The organism is Caballeronia cordobensis (genome assembly GCF_001544575.2).
GTDB classification, from domain to species: domain Bacteria; phylum Pseudomonadota; class Gammaproteobacteria; order Burkholderiales; family Burkholderiaceae; genus Caballeronia; species Caballeronia cordobensis.
On sequence record NZ_FCNY02000003.1, the window covers coordinates 382,435 to 398,045 of the forward strand.

Consider the following 15,611-nt stretch of genomic DNA (forward strand, 5'->3'; position numbering starts at 1 on the left):
GCCCCCGTTGAGTTGATCCGTGCCTCAGAGTTGTACGCCGCGCGTGAGCGCACCATCGACGACGATGTTCGCGCCGCTCACGAAGCTCGCTGCCGGACTCGCGACGAACGCCACCGCATTCGCGATCTCCTGCGGCCTGGCCATGCGCCCGGTCGGATTCAGCGCGAGCGCCCGTTCGAACAGCGCCGGATCGTTGTGCTCGATCCAGTCCCACACGCCGCCTTCGAAGTACACATTGCCGGGCGAAACCGTGTTTGCGCGAATGCCCTTCGATGCCAGCTGATTCGCGAGCCCCTGCATGTAATGCACGAGCGCGGCCTTGAAGACGCCATAAGGTCCCGCCGCGAAGTCGATCTCGCGTGCGGACACACTCGAAATCGCGACGATCGAAGCAGCTTTGCTCGCGGTGAGATACGGCATGGCGGCATCGACGAGATTGACCGTGCCGAGCAGATCGGTTTCGAACTCCCTGCGCCAGGATTCGATGTCGTTGCCGATGGCAAGCGCGCTCACGTTGGCCACGACGATATCCAGCCCGCCCCACTCCGCGCCGACGCGCTCGACCCACGCCTTCAACGCGGGGCCATCCGATACATCGACCGCCGCGCCCGACGCCCGCGCGCCGCTCAGTTCGGACAGCGCGCTCGCAGTCGCTGCGACGCTGGCTTCGTCGCGTGCGCAAATGGCCACGTCAGCGCCCTCGGAAGCCAGCGTCCGCGCAATCGCGAGCCCGATGCCTTTGGTCCCGCCGGTGACGATCGCCTTCAAGCCCTTCAGTTCCAGGTCCAAGTTCGTCGCTCCTTTGTGTGTCGATGAAAATGACGGCACGGCGCGCTCATTCCCGGTCGCGCCCGTCCTCCGTTCCCAGCCCGCGCGCAATCTGCAGGACTTCGCCTGCCTGAATAACGGAGTGGCAGATATCGTCGATGGTCACGCGCTTTTCCATCGCCTGCGCGCGCAGCATGTCGTATGCTTCGCGCTCGCTCACGCGATGCATGGTCATCAAGATGTTCTTGGCTTCGCGCAGATGCCGGCTGTCCAGCGGTTTCTGCTCGAGCCTCGCGATGCGCTGCGTATGCTGACGCGCGCGCCTCGCGTGATAGAGCGCCATCACCACGGTGGACAGCAGCCCGGAGGCGCGAATCGGCGTCGTGACGATGCCGTCCGATCCCATCTTGATGGCCTGATCGATGAACGTCGGATTCTCGTACGCCACCACGCAGATGACGGGCGGCCCATCCGGCCCGCTCCACTCGCCTTTCGGCGCGCGCTCTTCGGGCAGCAACGCGCGAAACACCAGATCGGTGTTCTCAGGCAGCGTGTCCGTGGGCGGCCAGCATCGCTCGACCTGAAAGCCCATGCGCCTCAGATGGTTCGTGAGCGTCAGCCCGTCGTCGTCGTCCGGATGAAAAACCACGACGCGCGCATTGCGCTCGAGAATCGAACCCGTCAGGCTTCGCTGGCCTCTGTCTGTTCGCGCGCTCACGTCAGTATTCTCGCGTGCTCAGCTTCGTGACCCAGTCCCCGAGCGTCTGACGCGTCATGTACGGGTCGGGGCCGACGGCGAACTTGGATTCGCGCAGGACGGTGAACTGGCCGTCGGCATTCGCGCGGCCGATACGCGGATAGAGCGCCATGTGATGATTGACCGGATCGATGCGAACCCGGCCCTGCGGCGCGGCATATTCCGAGCCGAGCAGATGCGGCATGATGGCGCCGATCTCGTCGGAACCCGAACGCGCGTAGGCTTCGGCGAACATGTGCATTTGATAGTACGCAGCCTCCCAGTTCATGTCCGTCGGGGTATCCGAGCCGTAGCGCGACTGATGATGCGCCACCGCACGGTGATTCTCCGCCGTGTCGATGCTCTGAAAATACGGCGCCGCCGTGATGTGCCCTGCCGCGATGCCAGGCTGCATCGCGTGGATCTCGGTTTCCGATGTATTGAGGCTGCCGATGGGCATGCGCGACGGATCGAAGTCCGCGTGCGCGTAGGCATCGTAGAGATAAGGCACGGTCGCACCGATGACCGTGCTGAAGATCCAGTCCGGCGACTTGCGCCGGATGTCCGCGACGACCTGTTCGAACTGCTCGCGCGTGGCGTCGAGCGAGAGATAGCGTTCGCCGAGGATCGCGCCTTCGGGATGCTGAAGCAGCAACTCCTGCATCGTGCGGTTGCATTCGTACGGATAGACATAGCTCGAACCGACGAAATACACGCGCGCGCCGAACGTTTCCGTCATGAAGTCCGCGAGTTGCACGCCGTTCTGATTGGGCGACGCGCCGCTGTAGATGATGTTGTCCGAATACTCGAAGCCCTCGTACATCTGCGCGTAGATCAAGAGACGGTTGTGCTTCTCGACGACGGGCAGCATCGCCTTGCGGCTCGTCGATGTGTATCCGCCAAAAATCGTATTGACGCCGTCCTTCACGATCAGCCGCTCGGCGAGCTCGCGGAACGCAGCCGGATCGGATTCGGGATCGTAGTGAATCGCGACGAGCTCGCGCCCGCCGATGCCGCCGCGCGCATTGATCTCCTCGACGGCGAGGCGCGCACCGCGCCATTGAGACTGCTCGAGCAGAGCGGTCGAGCCGCTCGTCGAGCACAGCAGGCCCACTCGGATGGGATCGGATAAAGCCATTTCGTGACACGCTCTCGAATGCGCGCGGAACGGCCGCCCCGCGCGTGATGCCAACTGCTCTGGATTCGTCTGACCGACGCGTTATTTGAGGTAGTGCTTGGCGACCATCGCGCCAACCGTGTATTTTGGATCGACAAAATTGCCGAGTCGAACCTTGCCGACCTGACTCAGCATCATGTACGCGTCCCACTTGTCGAAGCCGTATTCCGCGGCCATCCACAACACCAGTTCACGGTACGCGATACGCGTCGCGTCTTCCAGCGGACGCGCGCTGCCGATGCTCATCAGCGCATCTTCGTTTTCGAGCCGGGGCCAGTCGATCTGCCACTTCTTGATGAGATCGACGCGCACGGTCGTCGTGCTCTGATATTCGACGGCCGTGCCGCAGACTTCGCCGTCGCCCTGGCACGCGTGCGCATCGCCGATGAAGAGCCGCCCGCCCGGCGAGCGCACCGGCAAGTATGTGATGCTGCCCGGCCCCATGTCGGGCACGTCCATGTTGCCGCCGTGATTGTCGGGCGTGAGCGAATTGATGGAATCGATCTCGGGCGAAAGGCTCAGCGTGCCGATATGCGGCTTGTAGGGCAGCGTGTTGCGTTTGCTCCAGTACACGTTCTCTTCGTCGATCTTGATCTTGCGCACCACTTCCGGCAACGGCTCGTTCAAGAGCGCGGTGTAGTCCGTGCCCGTCAGTCCGCCGAAGTTCGGAATCATGCAGCAGAAGCCGTGCGGGTCGTCGCCGCGCGGCGCCATCTTTTCGATGTACACGGCGACCACGTCGCCCTTCTCCGCGCCTTCGATCATGATCGGTCCGTTCTGCGGATTGAGGAACGGCACCTGCAGCACTTCGGACGGCTTGTCCGTCTCCTCCTTGATCTTGCCTTCGAACGCATCGCGCGTTTCCACCACGACGCGATCGCCGGGCTTCACGTGCAGGACCGGCTGCGAGTACGGCCCGATCGTGTAGTGATAGGTCTTCTGCATTTCCTCGGTCAGGTGGTGCTCCACCGGCTCACGATCGGCGCCCACGCCACGCTTCATCATGATCGAGTCTTCAAGCCATTTCATGCTTCGTCTCCGTCACAGTGCCAGATACTGGCGAATCAAGTCTTCCTCCGCGAGCTGCGCGGGGCTCAGCGTATCGACGATGCGGCCCTTGTCCATCACGCAGCAGCGCGTCGCGATGCGTTCGACCATCCCCATGTCCTGCTCGACCAGCACCACGCCGATGCCCGTTTCGCGCGCAATCTGCTGAAGCGTCTCGCCGATCAGATCGACGATCGATGGCTGAATGCCTTCGGACGGCTCATCGAGCAACACCACCTTCGGCGAACTGATCAGCGCCCGCGCGATCGCAAGCTGCTGCTGTTCGCCGCCGCTCATGGTTCCCGCTTTCTGCTGATAGCGTTGCTTCAAGATCGGAAAGTAGCCGACCACCTTGTCCTTCATCTGCGCCGCCTGCGCGCGATTCGCCTGCGCGCCGACCTGCAGGTTTTCCGCGACCGTCAATGCGCCGAAGATCTCGCGGCCTTGCGGCACGTAGCCCATGCCCTTCTGCGCGCGGACATACGGCTTTTCGTGGCCGAGGGATTCGCCATCGAGTTCGATGCTCCCCGCATCGAGACCGATCAGACCGATCAACGCGCGCATCAGCGTCGTCTTGCCGACGCCGTTGCGCCCGATCAGCGCCAGAACTTCGCCCTGTCCGACGCTCAGCGAAACACCGTTGAGCACGCGTCCGCCGCCGTAGCCCGCTTCCACGCCCGACACCTGAAGCAACGCGCTCATTTCTTCTTCCCCAGATAGACTTCCGCGACATCGTCGCGTGCGAGGATCTCGTCGAGCGGACCATCGGCGAGCAGGCTTCCTCCGTGCAACACCGTCACGCGCGACGCGATTTGCTTGACGAAGGTCATGTCGTGTTCGACCACCATCATCGTCAGACCCGCGGCCGACAGACGCTTGATGAGCTCGCCCGTCGCATGCGTTTCCTCCACGGACATGCCGGCGACGGGTTCATCGAGAAACAGCAGCTTCGGACGCAGCGACACCGCCATCGCGATTTCGAGCCATTGCTTCTTGCCGTGCGACAGATGGCGCGCGAGCACATGCTCCTCGTTTTCCAGCATGAAGCGCTGCAGCAGTTCATCAAGGCTTTCGGGCCGGTCGTCCTTCGCGCGATGCAGCGACAACTGCAAATGCTGGCGCACGCTCAGATCCGGGAACACGCCGGGAATCTGGAACTTGATGCTCATACCCATGCGGATGCGTTCGTGCGGCAGCACATGACTCATGTCCTGGCCGAGAAACATCACGCTGCCTTCCGACGGCCGATGTTCTCCCGTGATGAGCTTGAAGAACGTGCTCTTGCCCGCGCCGTTCGGCCCGATCACGCAGCGGATCTCGCCGGCATCGATGCTGAAATCGATGCCGTTGATGACATGCGCGCCGCCGAAGTGCTTCTTGAGTCCGCGCGTTTCCAGCAGCGTGGTCATGACTTGCCCTCCTCGCGTTTGAGACATGCGCCGCCGCGATGCGCGCCCTGACTCGCGCGCCCCTGCAGACGCCGCAATTGCCGCGTGACGAACGGCAGCAGACCTTCCGGCGCCGCCAGCACGACGATCAACAGGATCGCGCCGAGCAGGATCAGCGCGTACTGGCTGCCGTACACCGCGAGATTCTGCGAAAGCCACACGAGCAGCGCGGTGCCGAGGATGGTCCCGCCGATGCTCTTCCTGCCCGACGTCGCCACCCAGATGACGGGCATGGCGGCGGAGGTGAGGCCCATCGTCGAGGGCGTGATGTAGGAGCCCCAGATCGTGTACAGCGCGCCCGATAATCCGCCGAGCGTGCAACCGAGCACGAAGACGAGAAGCTGATGCCGGCGGATATCGACGCCCAGCATCTCGGCGCGTTGCGGATTCTCGCGAATGGCGATGAGGGTGAGGCCGAACGTGCCGTCGAGCAGCTTGCGCATCGCCGCATAGACGACGATCAGCAGGATCAGCACGAGGTAATAGAAGCTCGCGTTCTCCAGCGTGAGCGGTCCGCCCGGCCAGGGAATCGTCAGCGGCGGCATGCCGCCCATGCCGTTGTAGCCGTTCAGGCGCGCTTCGCCGATCGCCCATTGCGGACCCGCCGTCTGCGACATGAACGTTTCGAGCACGAGCGTCACGGACAACGTGACGATGCCGATGAACACGCCCTTGATGCGGCCATAGAAGATCATGTAGCCGATCAGCGCCGCCGCGACGAGGCTCACCACCAGGCCCGCGCCGAGACCCAGCCAGGAATCGAACCAGGCGTCGCCGTAGTTGAGCGTGAAGATGCCGTAGCTGTAGCCGGCCAATCCAAAGAAGGCGGTCTGCCCGAAGGACAGGATGCCGCCATAGCCCCACATGGCGGCGAGGCCAACGGCGCCGAACGCCCACAACAGGCAGTACGCGAGATTGCCGCTCGTGGTGGCGTCCACGACGAGCGGCAGCACGAGCGCCACGAGCCAGGGCACGTACTGCGCCGCGCGAGTGGTGACGCTCGCCGGAGAGTGCTGCGAAGGCGCTTTCGTTTGCTTCACGTTGGCCTCCTAGCGCGCGCGGGAGAAGAGATTGCCGAGCCCTTGCGGCATCAGCCGGATCACGACGATGACCGTGACCAGCAAGCCGATCTGCCCGAACAACTGGCCGTACGACGCCGTGAGCGCGGTCTGGATGACGGCAAGCACGGCCGCGGCGGGCGTCGTCCCCGCGATGACGTTCGCGCCGCCAACGACCACCGACACGAACGCCTGCACGATGAAGTTGCTGCCCATCGTCGGCACGGCGGTCATGGTCGGCGCATAGAGCGCGCCGGTCAGCCCCGCGAGCCCCGCGCCGAGCGCGAAGGTCAGCGTATAGAGACGGTCCGTGCGCAGGCCGAGACATTGCGCGATGTTGGCGTTCTGGATCGTCGCGCGGGCGCAGACGCCGTAATTCGTCTTGAAGAACAGCAGATAGAGCGCGAACAGAATGGCCAGCGCGATGCCTGGCAGCACGGCGCGATACGTCGAAAACGAATAGTCGCCGAGCGAGAACGACCCGAACGGCGTGCCGATGCCCTCTATCGACGGTCCCGCGACGAGCAGCATGGTCTGTTGCACGATGAGGCTGATCGCCCACGTCGCCACGACGGAATCGAACAAGCGGTCGTACAGGTGACGAATGACGAGCCGTTCGATCACCACGCCCGCGAGCGCCGCCGCGAGCGCGCCGAGCAGCATCGCGAGCGGAAGCGGCAAACCGCGCTTGGCCGCGATGATCGTCACGTATGCGCCGCACATGATGAACTCGCCGTGCGCGAGATTGATGACGCCCATCATGCCGAAGATCACCGCGAGACCGAGCGCCGCGAGGACCAGATAGGCGAAGCTGTCGCCGAACTGATAGACGAGCGAATAGAGAACCGAAAAGGTGGCCATGCATGCTCCACGTTCAAAAGGCTGACGCGCGCTCGCCCTGTCAGCGAGCGCGCGGCGGCCCGGATCAGGACTTCTTGGGCAGGTTCGACGGCGTGTACTGGCGATGATCCGGCTTGTTGGGCAGATCGCAGCCCACCTTGCCGAGCCAGTACGGCTGGACGTCGTCCCAGACCTTCGGAATATCGACCGAGTGATCGTCCTTCACATGCACGAGGTAAATGGTGTGGCTCGCGTGATGGCTCTTCGGATCGATACAGACCTTGCCTTGCGCGCCTTCCGTGCAGATGCCGGTTTCGAGCGCCTTGCGCACCGCATCCTGATTGGTCGTCTTGGCTTTTTCGACGGCGGCCTTATAGAGATAGATGGCGTCGTACGCGTTCGCTGCTTCCTGATTGATGTACGGCTCGTTCGGGAACTTCGCGTGGAAGCGCTTCTTGAAGTCGTTGCTCGCAGGCGTGTCGACCTCTTCCACGTAGTTCGCCGTCACGTACATGTCCTTGAGCGCAGGCGGTTTGAAGCGCTTGTGTTCATACGCCTGACCGACGTTCACCGAACTCGCCATCGGCAGATTCAGATGGGCCGATGCCTGCTGCTCGTAGTACGACGCCTGATTCGCACCGACCAGCAGCGTCACCACGAAGTCGGGCTTGGCCTTCTGGATGTTCTGGATCGTCTGGCCGAACTGCGACACGGACAGCGGAATGAATTCCTCGCCGACCATCGTGCCGCCGTTCTCCTTGACGATGTTGCGCACCCACTCGGCGGAGATTTGCCCGAAGTTGTAGTCGGCGGCGATGGTGTACACCTTCTTGCCGTATTTCTGCATCATCCACGGGATCAGCGTCGAGAATTGCTGCTCGGGAACGGCGCCCGTGACGAACGTGTTGGTGTCGCACACGCCGCCTTCGTACTGGTTGTCATACCAGTAAAGCTGATGCGCGCGATCCATGATCGGCCGTATCGCTTCGCGCGACGCGCTGGAGAATGCGCCGAAGATCACATCGGGCTTGTCGGTCTGGACGAGACGCCGCGCGAGTTCCTGGAACTTGGTGTTGTCGGATTGCGTGTCGTAGGCGATCAGTGAAACCGGCCGTCCGAGGATGCCGCCCTTGGCGTTGATCTCATCGACTGCGAGTTGAGTGGCGTGAATCTTCGGAATGGTCGCCAGTGCGAAGTTTCCCGAGGCATCTTCCAGCAGGCCTATTTTCACGGGATCGGCGGCACTCGATGCGAGCGAAGTCAGTGCAAGTCCTGCGGTAAGGGCGAGACGCATCCAGCCCGACGGCTTCAGCAACATGCGGATTCTCCAGAAATGAGGGCTGCAACGGGGAAAAACGCGGACAAAAAAAAGCCCCCTGACGAACCGCGGGTTCGTCAGGGGGCTTCTGTGCCGGGTCCTCGGGCGGACATCTTTGTCAGGCCGCGAGGTATGGAGGCAAGTCTAATGCGTCAAATTTTTGCTTGTCAACGGTCGTCAAAAATCGCCGGAGGGTCGAAATCGCACGATCGTCAGCGGCGTTGTTGAAGCGACGGGTCGATTGACATCGAGAATGCGTCGAGTCCGAGCTTCGCGGCCAACTCGTCCGGCGACCGCACGATCTGCGCTTCGGACGGAAAGAGCGCGGCGGCTTCGTCATCGACGGGCCAGCCGATCACACGCATGTTCGCGGCGATGGCGCCGCCCGCGCCGGTCGGACTGTCTTCGACGGCAACGACCTCTTCCGGCGCGAGACGCAGGAGCCACGCTGCGCGTTCGTACGGCTCGGGGCTTGGCTTGCCGTGACGCACGTCGTTGACGCTGACCGTGATGAGCGAAGGCTCTTCGATGCCGAGGGTGCGGAGATTCGCTTCGAGCAGCATGCGCGACGCGTTCGAGACGATTGCCTGCGTGATGCCCGCCGCCTTCGCCGCGCGATACACCTCGAGCGCGCCGTGACGCGGCGCGAGCCTTTGCGCGCCGTTCAGATAGGCCCGCGCGCGAAACGCCGACCATTCGCCGAAATCGACCGCAATCCCGAAACGTTCGCGAACGAGCGCATGCACTTCGCGCCCGGTCTTGCCGAAGACGAACGGATGCATTTCATCGCCCGCCTGCACCCCGTGATGCGCGAGCGCCTCGACGAGCGTGGCCAGATGCAGCGACTCGCTCTCGATGAGCGTGCCGTCCATGTCCCACAGAATTGCCTTTATCACAGCCTTGTTTGTCCTTGTGTGTGCGCGGGTATCTGTCGCTCGCGTGCGTGTCGACCGTGCGATTGCCGCGAGAAGAGTGCAGCCTATCACGCCGCACGCCACTTCCGCAGGGACGAATCGGCGGGCGATGCAGCGGTTCGGACATGCACCGCGCACGCTGACGGCTGCATAGAACCTATTCCGGACGGCCCCTGAATCCGTGTCGTCGGAAAGCTGTCGGACCGCATCGGGCGACGTATCCCCGTGGTCGTCGGTTCGCCGCAATGGGCTTGTGGTTCGGGCTACAGGACGCGCGTCGAATCAAGATCAACGTTCGACGACATCGCCGCCGAATCGCGCCCCCTCTCCCCTACACCGCCTCACCCTACATCCCAAGATACGCACGCTGAACGCCCTCATCGCCCGCAAGCGCCCGCGCGTCGCCGTGCTGCACAACCGTGCCGCCCTCCAGCACGTAGGCGTAATCCGCGATGCGCAGCGCAACCTCCGCGTTCTGTTCGACCAGCAGCACATCAACGCCCGTGTCGCGAATCACATGAATCACCTGCGCGATTTTCTCGACCACCGCAGGCGCGAGTCCGATGGTCGGCTCGTCGAGCAGCAGCACGCGCGGTGCGGCCATCAGCGCGCGCGCGACCGCCACCATCTGCTGCTGGCCGCCGCTCAGCGTGCCGGCGGGCGCGCCGAGCTTCGCAACGAGATCGGGAAAGTAATCGAGACAACGCTCGAGATCGGCGCTGATGGCGCGCGCGTCGTCGCGGCAATAGGCGCCCAATTCCAGGTTCTCGCGCACCGTCATGCTGCCGAACAGACGCCGTCCTTCCGGCACCAGACACAGCCCGTGCCGAACCCGCGTATCCGCCGATGCCGTGTCCAGCGCCCGTCCGTTCAGCTTCACGCTGCCCGCCTGCGCCGTGACGAGTCCCGCCGCGTACTTCATCAGCGTGGACTTGCCCGCGCCGTTCGCGCCGATTAGCGTCACGATCTGCCCGCCGCGCACCTGAAAACTCGCGCCGCGCACGGCAGGCACCGTGCCGTAGTTGATCGACACGCCGGACACGTCCAGCACGATATCGTCCTTTCTCTTCTCAATGTGCATGCTCGGCTCCGAGATAGGCTTCGATCACGCGTGGATCGCGGCGAATGTCCTGTGGCGTGCCCGTCGCCAGCATGCGTCCGTGATGCAGCACGACGATGCGGTCGCAGACCTGCATCACCGCTTTCATGTTGTGCTCGACAAGCAGCACCGAACTGCCGTACTCGTCGCGGATGCGCTCGAACACGTCGAGCGTCGCGGCGACTTCCGTCTGATTCAGACCGGTGAGCGGTTCGTCGAGACACAAAATGCGCGGCCGCGCCGCGAATGCGATGGCAATGCTCACGAGCCGTTGCAGACCGTGCGGCAAGGTCCCGGCGATGTCGGCGAGCTTGCCGTGAAGCCCGAGCAGACGCGCGGTCTCGCGCACGCGCTCCGCGCGCTCGGCACGTGGCACCGCACCGATCGTGCCGATCAGAATGTTGTCCGCCACGCTCATGCTCTTCATCAGGCTGCCATGCTGGAACGTACGCACGAGGCCTTTCTTGCTGATGCGTTCCGGCGATGCGCCAGTCACATTCTCGCCGTCGATCGCAAGCGTGCCCCGCGTCGGCGCGATGAAGCCGCTGATCAGATTGAAGGTCGTGCTCTTGCCCGCACCGTTCGGTCCGATCAGCCCGAGCACTTCGCGCTCGCGAATCTCGAAGCTCAGGTCGCTGACCGCGAGCAATCCGCCGAAACGCCGTGCAATGTCCCGCGCTTCGAGCAGCGGCTTGGTTAGGGATGTCTGCATCACGCGCCTCCGTTCGAACGCACGAGCGTCGCGCGGCGCGACTTTATCCGCGCGATGCGTCCATGCACGAGTCCCATGATGCCGCCGGGAAGGAGCAGCATCGCCAGCACGATGGCCGCCCCGTAGAAGATATGCTCGCTCGCGCCGAAGCTGAGCGTCACGCTGCCGAGCAGCACGAGCAGCACCGCGCCCGCAACCGGCCCGAGCGGATGATGCTCGCCGCCGACCTTCAGATACGCAAGCGCCAGCGTCGAGAGCAGAAAGCCGAAATCCGGCGGGCTGATGACGTTGTTGGCGAACGCATGCAGCGACCCCGCGATGCCCGTCACGAAGCACGAGATGCAGAAGCAGGCAATCTTCACGAGATGCACGCGGATGCCGACCGAACGCACGACGTTCTCGTTGTCGCGCACGGCGATCAGCAGCTTGCCGAACTGCGACGTTTCAATCGCGAAGAGCGCGAGCAGCAGCACGCCGCAGATCAGCACGACGAAGGCCGGAAAACCCGTGCCGAACGCGGCGGGCGGGAAGATGCCGACCATCCCCGAGTTGCCGCCGAGCCAGTCCGAGCGCGTGTAGACGATGCGCATCACTTCGGAGAATGCGAAGCCGATCAGCAGAAAATACGGCCCTTTCGTGCGCAGCGTGATGAAGCCGAACACCGCGCCGATCCCGCAGGCGAGCGCGCCGCTCAGCAGCAAGGCCAGCGCGAAGGGCACATCCCACAAGGTCGTGGAGACGCCCGCGGCATAGGCGCCGATGCCGAAGAACGCCGCGGTGGCGAAGTTCAGCTCGCCCATCAAGAGCACGAAGCGCAGGCTCGACGCATTCAATGCCGCGATAGCGCACCACACGACGAGCGTGGCCGCATAGCCGTTGCCGGCGAGAAGGCTCGCGGCGCTAATCGCCAGCACCGCGAGCGCGCAGAACGAGAAAGACTTGTCAGGCATGACCGAGCACTCCTTTGGGACGCACGAGCAGCACCAGCATGACGAGCACGAAGATCGCGAGATTCGCGCTCGACGGATCGAAATAGAAGCCGCCGAAACTTTCGATGAGCGCGATGAACACGCTGCCCAGGATCGCGCCGGGCACCGATCCGAGCCCGCCGATCACCACGGCGATGAAGCCCTTCACGAGATAGCTTTCGCCGAATTCCGGCGACACGATCGACACCGGTGCGATCAGCGCGCCCGCGATCGCGCCGAGCGCCGTCGCGACGACGAAGCCGCGAAACGCGATCGCGTTATAGGGAATGCCCTGGAGCATCGCGGCTTCGTGATCGATCGATACGGCGCGCATCGCGCGGCCCATGCGCGTCGCGCTGAGCGACCACAGGAGCGCGCCGGCCAGCGCCACGGCCACGCCGCAGAGAATCAGCCGCTGCGCCGCGAGCGTCGCGCCGAACATCTCGACATTGCCGCTCACGAGCGGCGGCACCGAGCGCACGGCGCCGCCGAAGACTTCGCGGAAGATGCCTTCGAACAGCAGCACGAAGCCCGCCGACAGGATGAACGAGCCGGCGAGATCGCGCTGGAAGCGGCGAAACGCGAAGCGGAACACGATCGCCCCGAGGCCCGACGCGAGCACGACGCCCGCGACGAAGGCCCCGAGATACGCGAGTTGCACGGGCACGCCGCGCGCGACGAGCCACGGAATGGCGACCGACACGATCAGCGCGGACAGCGTGAAGAACTGCCCATGCGCGAAGTTCACGATGCGCAGCACGCCGAAGATCAGCGTCAGCCCGAGTGCGAACAGCACGTACACCGAGCCGATCTGCAACGCGGTCAGCATGAGTTGGAAGAGTGTCTGCATGATATTCGCGATGACCTCATTGACCCGTGCGTTGCTTGAGCTCGTCCGGGCTGATGCGCGCCAGTTCGACGAGCTTCTGGCCCTGGATCTGCGTGACGATGACCGGCACGAGAATCTGCTGCGCGCTGCCATAAACGGCTTTCTCGCCGAACGCGGCGCGCCCGTAGAACGAATCGAAGGTGATGGCCGGCAAGGCGCTCGCCACCGCCGCCGGATCGGTGCTCTGCGCCTTTTCCATCGCGGCCTTGAGCGCCTTCACGGAGTCGTAGAAGCCGATCTGGATGGCGTTCAGCGATTCGCCCGTCACCGCGCGCGCGCCCTGGTTCAGCTCGCGCTGACGCGGCGTCACGGCCGGTCCGTCGAAGGTCATCGCCGCGCCGAGATACGCGCTGTTCGCCGCGCCTCCGCCCGTCGCGAGCAAGCCGTCCGCGCCCGTGCCGACTTCGACGACCTTCACGCCCTTCCAGCCCAGCGCGTCCAGCTCCTTGAAAACGAGGCCGCCATCGGCGGGCGGGCTGGAACACAGATCGACGACGTCCGGCTTGAGGCCCGCGACCTTGGCCGCGACAGGCTGGAACTCCGTCGTGCCGCGCTCGTACCAGTCGCTCGAAACGACCTTCACGCCCACCGCTTCCCAGGCCTTGCGCGCGATCTTCTCGGTTTCCTGGCCCGTGGCGTCGTTGGGATTGAGCAACGCGACCGTCTGGATCTTCGGATTGACCTGCTTCACGTAACGCACCAGCGGCGGGGCGATCTCGATCGGCGTATTCATCTGCGTGAAGGTCAGCGGAAACTTCGGACCCTTGATGCTCGCCCCCCATGCCGTCGTGAACAGCAGGACACCCTCGCGTTCAGTGAGCGACTGCATTGCGCGCGCGGGCGCGGTGCCGAGACTGCCGCCGATGTACTTCACGCCGTCGCGGTTCAGCAGGGTCTGCGCGACCTTCGCGCCGTCCGCCGCGTTGTATTTGTTGTCGTACGCGACGCATTCGTAGTTGTAGACCTTGTTCGCTATCTTCACGCCACCGGCTTTGCGGATTTCGTCGGCGGCCTGCTTGCACAGCCATTCACTGCCCTTGCCCCAGTTCGCGCCGGACCCCGAAAGCGGCACGGACAGTCCGAGCTTGATGACATTCGGCGTATCCGCGAAGGCTGCGGGCGCCGCGCTCAGTGCGGCGAGCCAAAGCAAGGTCGCGCGTTTGATCGCTCTGCGCTTCATCTGTGTCTCCTGATGGTTTCGTTCTGGTGGGCTCATTTGACGAGCGCGGCGTGCGCGGGTCAATCAGGCCGCGCAAAGTGATCCGTACTTCGAAAATCGCCGCCAGAAAATGGCGGCGTGGGATCGGACAGCGCCGGCGCTCGTCCGGCGCTCAGAACTTATGGCGGATGGCAATGCGCAGCGCGGTCTGGTGATCGGTCGTCGAGGCCGTCAACTGGTTGATGGACGCGACCGCCTCCCTGCCGGTCGAATCCGTCCCGCTCGCGTGCTGATACGTGCCCACGAAGTAGACGTCCGTGCGCTTCGAGAGGAAGTAGTCCACGCCGACCGATCCCTGGTTGTAGCGCGCGCTGCCCCTGCCATCCGCGCCGTCGTTGTGGGTGTACACATACGCGGCGCCCACGAGCAGCGCCGGCGTGATCTGATACTTCGCATTGACTTCGACGTTGTTGAACTTCGCCGTCCCGCTGATGCCACCGGCGGGCACGGGCCCGGAGGACGTATCGCCGAGATTCCGGAACTGCGTGTTCGAGTACGTGGCGCCGAGCGTGAACGCGCCGAACGTATAGGCCGCGCCGGTGCCGATCACCTGCAGCGTGCGTGCCGACGCATACCCGGAGATCACCGGAGACGAGCCGAAGTTGGAGCCTGGCACGCCGCCCACGGTCGGCGCGACGGTGCCGCCCGCGCCATAGAACGAGGTATTCGGGTTGCGCACGTTGAGGTAGCCGACGCCCGCGTAAAGCGGACCTTGCGAATAGTTCGCACCGACCGACCAGACCTGATTGCGTCCCACGCTTCCCGGCACACCGCCCAGCGAATACAGGCCGCTCGCCGTCACGCCATGAAAAGTCGGGCTCGTGTACTTGATTGCGTTGTTGGTGCGGTTCGTGTTGTTGAAGTTGTCGTTATCGGAAGGATGTGCGGCCATATAGCCGCCCCATTGATCGCCGACTTCCAGAATACCGAGGTTATCGACGACGGAATCGTACTGACGGCCGAACGTGAAGGTGCCGTATGGACTCGACACGCCCACATACGCTTGTCGCCCGAATTCGAGGCCGCCCTGACCCAGTCTGCCCGTGTTGATGTCGAAGCCGTTTTCGAGCACGAAGATCGCATTGAATCCGCCGCCGAGATCTTCCTGTCCGCGCAATCCCCAGCGGCTTCCATTCAGTACGCCGCTTGCCATCGCGTATTGATGGCTGCCGCCTGCGTTGCTGTTGTAGTTCAAGCCTTCATCCAGAATGCCGTACAACCGCACGCTGCTCTGCGCATGCGCAACACCGGTTACGAACCCTGCCGCCGCGCAGAGCGCAATCGCTTTCTTCATCGAACGTCTCCATGATTGTTTTGAGTTTCTTTGCAGCTCTTTCAGCGTCCTTAACACTTTGGATTACTAATCGTTGACAACCCAATGCCAGGCGCTTCGCCATCGAACTGCCGGCCCATTTAAT

At 63.7% G+C, this 15,611-nt stretch carries 16 protein-coding genes; all 16 read right to left on the reverse strand.

The window, feature by feature from the left end; genetic code table 11:
* Positions 1 to 24: 24 nt before the first annotated feature.
* Positions 25 to 789: an SDR family NAD(P)-dependent oxidoreductase gene (locus AWB70_RS08170; RefSeq protein WP_053571328.1), complete on the reverse strand. Its 765-nt coding sequence runs from the start codon at positions 787 to 789 to the stop codon at positions 25 to 27.
* 46 nt (positions 790 to 835) lie between these two features.
* Complete coding sequence (locus AWB70_RS08175) at positions 836 to 1,486, reverse strand: ANTAR domain-containing response regulator (RefSeq protein ID WP_053571329.1); 651 nt, start codon at positions 1,484 to 1,486, stop codon at positions 836 to 838.
* A 1-nt stretch (position 1,487) separates the two neighbouring features.
* The gene (locus tag AWB70_RS08180; protein ID WP_053571330.1) at positions 1,488 to 2,642 is read right to left on the reverse strand and encodes a transporter substrate-binding domain-containing protein; all 1,155 of its coding nucleotides are present in this window, start codon (positions 2,640 to 2,642) and stop codon (positions 1,488 to 1,490) included.
* Between the two features lie 81 nt (positions 2,643 to 2,723).
* Positions 2,724 to 3,710 carry an acetamidase/formamidase family protein gene (locus AWB70_RS08185; protein WP_014252311.1) on the reverse strand — a complete coding sequence of 329 codons (987 nt, stop codon included), beginning with the start codon at positions 3,708 to 3,710 and terminating at the stop codon, positions 2,724 to 2,726.
* A 12-nt stretch (positions 3,711 to 3,722) separates the two neighbouring features.
* Positions 3,723 to 4,430 carry an ABC transporter ATP-binding protein gene (locus AWB70_RS08190; protein ID WP_053571331.1) on the reverse strand — a complete coding sequence of 236 codons (708 nt, stop codon included), beginning with the start codon at positions 4,428 to 4,430 and terminating at the stop codon, positions 3,723 to 3,725.
* Positions 4,427 to 5,137 carry an ABC transporter ATP-binding protein gene (locus tag AWB70_RS08195; RefSeq protein WP_053571332.1) on the reverse strand — a complete coding sequence of 237 codons (711 nt, stop codon included), beginning with the start codon at positions 5,135 to 5,137 and terminating at the stop codon, positions 4,427 to 4,429. Before AWB70_RS08195 ends, AWB70_RS08190 begins: the two co-directional genes overlap by 4 nt.
* Complete coding sequence (locus AWB70_RS08200) at positions 5,134 to 6,216, reverse strand: ABC transporter permease subunit (protein WP_053571333.1); 1,083 nt, start codon at positions 6,214 to 6,216, stop codon at positions 5,134 to 5,136. The genes AWB70_RS08195 and AWB70_RS08200 overlap by 4 nt, the downstream gene beginning before the upstream one ends.
* 9 nt (positions 6,217 to 6,225) lie before the next feature.
* On the reverse strand, positions 6,226 to 7,095 hold the full coding sequence (locus AWB70_RS08205) for an ABC transporter permease subunit (RefSeq protein WP_014252315.1): 870 nt from the start codon (positions 7,093 to 7,095) through the stop codon (positions 6,226 to 6,228).
* A gap of 64 nt (positions 7,096 to 7,159) precedes the next feature.
* The gene (locus AWB70_RS08210; protein ID WP_014252316.1) at positions 7,160 to 8,392 is read right to left on the reverse strand and encodes an urea ABC transporter substrate-binding protein; all 1,233 of its coding nucleotides are present in this window, start codon (positions 8,390 to 8,392) and stop codon (positions 7,160 to 7,162) included.
* Between the two features lie 212 nt (positions 8,393 to 8,604).
* On the reverse strand, positions 8,605 to 9,288 hold the full coding sequence (locus tag AWB70_RS08215) for an HAD family hydrolase (protein WP_050878680.1): 684 nt from the start codon (positions 9,286 to 9,288) through the stop codon (positions 8,605 to 8,607).
* A gap of 364 nt (positions 9,289 to 9,652) precedes the next feature.
* On the reverse strand, positions 9,653 to 10,387 hold the full coding sequence (locus AWB70_RS08220) for an ABC transporter ATP-binding protein (RefSeq protein ID WP_053571334.1): 735 nt from the start codon (positions 10,385 to 10,387) through the stop codon (positions 9,653 to 9,655).
* A complete protein-coding gene (locus tag AWB70_RS08225; RefSeq protein ID WP_053571335.1) occupies positions 10,377 to 11,117 on the reverse strand; it encodes an ABC transporter ATP-binding protein in 741 nt (246 codons plus the stop codon). Before AWB70_RS08225 ends, AWB70_RS08220 begins: the two co-directional genes overlap by 11 nt.
* Positions 11,117 to 12,067 (reverse strand): branched-chain amino acid ABC transporter permease, encoded by a 951-nt coding sequence (locus AWB70_RS08230; RefSeq protein ID WP_053571336.1) that lies wholly within the window; start codon positions 12,065 to 12,067, stop codon positions 11,117 to 11,119. The genes AWB70_RS08225 and AWB70_RS08230 overlap by 1 nt, the downstream gene beginning before the upstream one ends.
* On the reverse strand, positions 12,060 to 12,935 hold the full coding sequence (locus AWB70_RS08235; RefSeq protein WP_045460630.1) for a branched-chain amino acid ABC transporter permease: 876 nt from the start codon (positions 12,933 to 12,935) through the stop codon (positions 12,060 to 12,062). Before AWB70_RS08235 ends, AWB70_RS08230 begins: the two co-directional genes overlap by 8 nt.
* A gap of 16 nt (positions 12,936 to 12,951) precedes the next feature.
* Positions 12,952 to 14,154: an ABC transporter substrate-binding protein gene (locus AWB70_RS08240; RefSeq protein WP_045460632.1), complete on the reverse strand. Its 1,203-nt coding sequence runs from the start codon at positions 14,152 to 14,154 to the stop codon at positions 12,952 to 12,954.
* A 151-nt stretch (positions 14,155 to 14,305) separates the two neighbouring features.
* Positions 14,306 to 15,487, reverse strand: a complete 1,182-nt coding sequence (locus AWB70_RS08245) for a porin (RefSeq protein WP_053571337.1) — start codon at positions 15,485 to 15,487, stop codon at positions 14,306 to 14,308.
* Between the last annotated feature and the right edge of the window lie 124 nt (positions 15,488 to 15,611).